Here is a 5,712-nt window from a genome sequence, read left to right on the forward strand (position 1 = left end):
AGGTCGCGCTGGCCCGTCGCAGGATCCACGTTGGTGGCCGCGCAACGCTCCGTGCGCTTGTGGACGCGGAGGCGCACACCGCCCGGCGCCGTGAGGGTGCGCCCCACGAGGTCGAGTTCGGCCCAGGGCGCGAGGCCCGAGAGGTAGAGGTTGGCCCGGAAGCGGAGCGGGTCCACGGCCGCGCCGGTCATGTCCTCCAGGGCCGCCACGCTCGCCAGATTGACGAGGGAGACGAAGCCGCGCGGCGAATCCGTGAAGCGGTAGCCCTCCGGCGCGGTCAGCAGACGCGCCGGTCCCCGCATGGCGTCCGGCAGGTAGCCGGCGAGGAAGGCCTCGATCGCGACTCGGCCCTCCGGGGTGGCGAGGTCGCCCTCGGCCACCACCGTGCCGCCCTGGCGGATCGTGAGAAGGCCGCTGGCGGGCTCGTAGCGCGTGTCGAGCTGGGCCAGGGCCTCGTGGCGCATCAGCATCAGGAACTTGATCTTGGGCTGGTGGGTCGGCGCCTCCGGATCGAAGCCGGAGGGGCCGTTCTCCACGGCGAACAGCCGGTCCCCCGGGAAGTAGGCGCCCGCCGTCAGCTCGACCCTGTCGAGGCGTTCCGGCGAGAGCCCTTTGACCGGGTATCGGTAGAGGGCTTCGAGGCGAAGGGGCGCGGGGGAGGCGGCAAGGTTCATGCGCCCAGCGTGGCCCTGATTTGCGTCCCGGCGCAAGTCTGAGCGCAGAACGGCAAACCGCGCGCCGGGAGGCCTTGTGGTGCCGATATGCAACACCACATCCCGATGACCGGCGGCCAGGTGGCGCCGGGGTCTCCAGCGACAGCGGTCGTGGAGGCGACGTTTCGGCGACCGGCCGTGCCGCGACGAGCGGGCGGCGGGTCGAGTCGACTCGGGGAGGTGGGACGAGATGAATTTTGAAATCTACACCGAGCGCGCCCGCGGCTTCGTCCAGGCGGCGCAGAGCATCGCGATGCGCGAGGGCCATCCGCAATTCCAGCCGGGCCATATCCTCAAGGTGCTGCTCGACGATCCCGAGGGCCTTTGCGCCGGGTTGATCGACCGGGCGGGCGGCCAGTCGCGGGTCGCCCTCGCGCAGACCGAGGCCTGGCTCGCCAAGCAGCCGAAGGTATCCGGCAACGCGTCCCAGCCACAGGCGACGCGCGAACTCGTGCGCCTGTTCGACACCGCCGAGAAGGCGGCCGAGAAGGCCGGCGACAGCTACGTCACCGTCGAGCGCCTGCTTCTCGCCCTCGCGGTTGAGAAGGACACCGAGGCCGGCCGCGCACTGGCGGCGGCGGGCGTCACCGCGGCCTCGCTCAACGGTGCCATCAATGCGCTCCGCAAGGGCCGCACCGCGGACAACGCCACGGCCGAGAACGCCTACGACGCCCTCAAGAAGTACGCTCGCGACCTCACGGAAGCGGCGCGCGAGGGCAAGCTCGACCCGGTGATCGGCCGCGACGAGGAGATTCGCCGCACCATCCAGGTCCTGTCCCGGCGCACCAAGAACAACCCCGTCCTCATCGGCGAGCCCGGCGTCGGCAAGACCGCCATCGTCGAGGGCCTCGCGCTTCGAATCGTCGACGGCGACGTGCCGGAATCCCTGCGCGACAAGAGCCTGCTCGCCCTCGACATGGGCGCGCTCATCGCCGGTGCCAAATACCGCGGAGAATTCGAGGAGCGGCTGAAGGGCGTGCTCTCCGAAGTCACGGCGGCCGAGGGCGGCATCATCCTGTTCATCGACGAGATGCACACCCTGGTCGGGGCCGGCAAGGCGGATGGGGCGATGGACGCCTCGAACCTCCTGAAGCCCGCGCTGGCGCGCGGTGAACTGCACTGCGTCGGTGCGACCACGCTGGACGAGTATCGCAAGCACGTGGAGAAGGACGCGGCCCTCGCCCGGCGCTTCCAGCCCGTCTTCGTGTCCGAGCCCACCGTGGAGGACACGGTCTCGATCCTGCGCGGGATCAAGGAGAAGTACGAGCAGCACCACGGCGTGCGCATCCAGGATGCGGCGCTGGTGGCGGCCGCGACCCTGTCGAACCGCTACATCACCGACCGCTTCCTGCCGGACAAGGCGATCGACCTGATGGACGAGGCCGGATCGCGCCTGCGCATGCAGGTCGATTCGAAGCCGGAGGAACTCGACAACCTCGACCGCGAGATCGTGCGCCTGAAGATCGAGGGCGAGGCCCTGAAGAAGGAGACGGATTCCGCCTCCCGTGACCGTCTCGTCCGGTTGGAGAAGGAACTCGCCGACCTCGAAGAGCGATCGGCCGCGATCACCTCGCGCTGGAAGGCCGAGAAGGACAAGCTCGGCGCCGCCGCCGACCTCAAGCGCAAGCTCGACGAGGCCCGCAACGAACTGGCCGCGGCCCAGCGCCAGGGTCAGTACCAGCGCGCGGGCGAACTCGCCTACGGCGTGATCCCGGGGCTGGAGCGCCAGCTCGCCGAGATAGAGGCACGCGGCGAGAGCGCGGTGTCCCCGGACGGCATGGTCGAGGAGGCGGTGACGCCGGCCCATATCGCGGGCGTCGTCTCGCGCTGGACCGGCGTGCCCGTCGACAAGATGCTGGAGGGCGAGCGCGACAAGCTCCTGGCCATGGAGAAGGTGCTGGGCGAGCGCGTCGTGGGGCAGCGCGAGGCGGTGGAGGCGGTGGCGACCGCCGTGCGCCGGGCTCGCGCCGGGCTTCAGGATCCGAACCGGCCGATCGGGTCGTTCATCTTCCTGGGCCCGACGGGCGTCGGCAAGACCGAGTTGACCAAGGCGCTCGCCGGCTTCCTGTTCGACGACGACACGGCGCTGGTCCGCCTCGACATGTCGGAATACATGGAGAAGCACTCCGTGGCCCGGCTGATCGGCGCCCCCCCGGGCTATGTCGGCTACGAGGAAGGCGGCGCCTTGACCGAAGCCGTACGGCGCCGGCCCTATCAGGTCGTGCTGTTCGACGAGGTCGAGAAGGCGCACCCGGACGTGTTCAACGTCCTGCTGCAGGTGCTCGACGACGGGCGGCTGACCGACGGACAGGGGCGGACGGTGGATTTCCGCAACACGCTCCTGATCATGACCTCGAACCTCGGCTCGGAATACCTCGTCAATCAGAGCGAGGGCGACGACACCGATGTCGTGCGCGAAGAGGTGATGGGGGTGGTGCGCAGCCATTTCCGGCCGGAATTCCTGAACCGGATCGACGAGATCATCCTGTTCCACCGCCTCAAGCGATCGGAGATGGGGGCGATCGTCGATATCCAGCTCAAGCGCCTGCAGAAGCTCCTCGACGAGCGCAAGATCACCCTCGACGTCGAGCCGGAGGCCCGCGACTGGCTAGCCGACAAGGGCTACGATCCGGCCTACGGTGCGCGTCCCCTGAAGCGGGTGATCCAGAAGGCGGTGCAGGACCGGCTGGCGGAACAGCTCCTGTCCGGGCTGATCCACGACGGTGAGGCGGTGCCGGTGGAGGTCGGCCCCCTCGGCCTGAAGGTCGGCAAGTCGGGCCTCAGCACCGAGCGCCGTCCGGAGAGCGTCACCCTGAACTGAGACGACGGGCGATCGACGAACGACGGGACCCAGGACGGCAGCGACCGTCCCGGGCCCCGTCGCCCCTGCGTGTCATTCTCCGGAATTCAGGATCATCTTGCGGATCCTGCCATCGAAATCCTGGAATCGGGCCGTGATTGCGCGCGAGGCGCAAGCCCCGAAGCTGTCGCCGGCATAGAAGCCCCGTGCGTTCTGCTCGCTGCACGCCATCACGGGCGGCACGAGCACGGTGGCGAGGCCGATGGCCAGCACCAGAATGATGTTCAGGAGAACGGCGCCGAGCCAGCCGAGCGGCGATGAGAACGGATTCTCGAAGTCGGTGCCGACCTGGTTCGGTCGGGCGAGATCACGAGCGGCGGTACCCGCGCCCCGGCGTTCGGCCATCCGCGTATCGAGGTCCCGGAACTTCGAGATGTCGGCCACGAACGAGATCTCCATGCGAATGCGGTTCACTCTGGCCGAAGAACTCTCAAGGAAGCCTGAAGCGCTTCGCTGACATTCGCGCCGGACCGTTTCCATCAAGGCTGTGCATCGACCCGAATGCGTCTTGAGCGGAGTCGGCATTTGCGGAGAATGCCGCCTCCAAAAGCCGCGTTTCTCGTTCCCAGGACCCCCGATGTCGACATTGAAGCCGGAACGTCGCGCCGATCCGGCCGCGACGGAGAGTGCGCTCTCGCGAGCCGGCATCCGTTTCACCGCCTGGGCCGAGAAGTGGTTCCCCGACGCTTTCATCTTCGTGGCGATCGCGGTGGTCATCGTGGCGCTGGGTGCCTTGGCCAACGGGGCACCGGCGCCCGCCATCGCCAAGAGTTTCGGTGACGGCTTCTGGAGCCTCATCCCCTTCACCATGCAGATGGCCTTCGTCACCATAGGCGGCTACGTGGTGGCGACGGCGCCCCCGGTGCAGGCGCTGATCGACCGGCTGGCGAGCATTCCGAAGACCGGGCGCGGCGCCGTCGGTTTCGTCGCCGCCGCGACCATGCTGTCCTCGTTCCTCAGCTGGGGCCTCAGCCTGATCTTCGGCGGCCTCCTGGCGCGCGCGCTCGCCCGCCGCACGGAACTCCGCATGGATTACCGCGCCGCCGGTGCCGCCGCCTATCTCGGCCTCGGGGCGACCTGGGCCATGGGCCTCAGCTCCTCGGCCGCCCAGCTCCAGGCGAACCCCGCGAGCCTGCCCAAGGCGCTCTTGCCGATCACCGGCGTGATCCCCTTCAGCGAAACCATCTTCCTGTGGCAGTCGATGCTGATCGCCCTGGTCCTCTTCGTGATGTCGGTGATCATCGCCTACGCCTCCGCGCCGCGCCCGAACACGGCGGTGACGGCCGAGGACCTCGGCGTGAGCGTCGAGCGCGAGAAGCCCGATCTCGGCCGCCCCGAGCAGCCCGGCGAGTGGCTGGAGCATTCTCCGATCCTCACGGTCCTGCTGGTGGTGATCGCCGGCGCTTGGATCTACCAGGAGTTCGCGCGCCAATCCTGGATCACCGCGATCTCGAACCTCAACACCTACAACCTTCTCTTCATCACCCTCGGCCTGCTGCTGCACTGGCGCCCCAAGCGCTTCCTGGTGGCCGTCTCCAAGGCCGTGCCGGCCACCGCCGGCATCCTGATCCAGTTCCCCCTCTACGCTGCCATCAGCGCGATGCTGACGGGGCCGAAGAACGCGGCCGGCATCTCGGTCTCCGAGGTGATCACCCACGCCTTCGTCAGCCTGAACACCACCGGCAGCTTCCCGATCTCGATGGGCGTCTACTCGGCGGTGCTGGGCTTCTTCGTGCCCTCGGGCGGCGGCAAGTGGCTGCTCGAAGCCCCTTACGTGATGCAGGCGGCCAACGAGCTTCAGGTGCATCTCGGCTGGGCCGTGATGGTCTACAATGCGGCCGAGGCCCTGCCGAACCTGATCAACCCATTCTGGATGCTGCCGCTGCTGGGCATCCTCGGCCTGAAGGCGCGCGACATCGTGGGCTTCAGCTTCCTCCAGCTTCTGATCCACCTGCCGGTGGTGCTGTTCATGCTCTGGGCGCTGGCCTTCACCCTGACCTATCACCCGCCGGTGATGCCGTAGGCTCGGGCGAAAGCCTCGTGAGGGGACTGATCCACATGCGCATCGCAATCCTGCCGGTCCTGTCGACCCTGCTGCTCGGGAGCCTGTCCGCAATGGCCCAAGATCGACCGCCGGAA

Annotated in this window: 4 protein-coding genes; 2 read left to right on the forward strand and 2 right to left on the reverse strand. The window is 68.4% G+C overall.

Annotated elements, in window-relative coordinates:
- A partial coding sequence (locus K2X24_RS22300) for an MOSC N-terminal beta barrel domain-containing protein (protein ID WP_292501227.1) occupies nucleotides 1-674 on the reverse strand: 674 nt, incomplete at its 3' end.
- Nucleotides 675-903: 229 nt separating this feature from the next.
- On the opposite strand from K2X24_RS22300, the gene clpB reads away from it, so the two are divergent.
- Nucleotides 904-3,534 (forward strand): ATP-dependent chaperone ClpB, encoded by a 2,631-nt coding sequence (clpB, locus tag K2X24_RS22305; RefSeq protein ID WP_292501230.1) that lies wholly within the window; start codon nucleotides 904-906, stop codon nucleotides 3,532-3,534.
- A gap of 72 nt (nucleotides 3,535-3,606) precedes the next feature.
- Here clpB and K2X24_RS22310 read toward each other — a convergent pair whose 3' ends face one another.
- A complete protein-coding gene (locus K2X24_RS22310; protein ID WP_292501233.1) occupies nucleotides 3,607-4,056 on the reverse strand; it encodes a hypothetical protein in 450 nt (149 codons plus the stop codon).
- A gap of 94 nt (nucleotides 4,057-4,150) precedes the next feature.
- Between K2X24_RS22310 and K2X24_RS22315 the strand changes: the two genes are divergently transcribed.
- Complete coding sequence (locus K2X24_RS22315) at nucleotides 4,151-5,596, forward strand: TIGR00366 family protein (RefSeq protein ID WP_292501235.1); 1,446 nt, start codon at nucleotides 4,151-4,153, stop codon at nucleotides 5,594-5,596.
- Nucleotides 5,597-5,712: the final 116 nt, after the last annotated feature.

Source organism: Methylobacterium sp., assembly GCF_019750675.1.
In the GTDB taxonomy this organism is placed as follows: domain Bacteria; phylum Pseudomonadota; class Alphaproteobacteria; order Rhizobiales; family Beijerinckiaceae; genus Methylobacterium.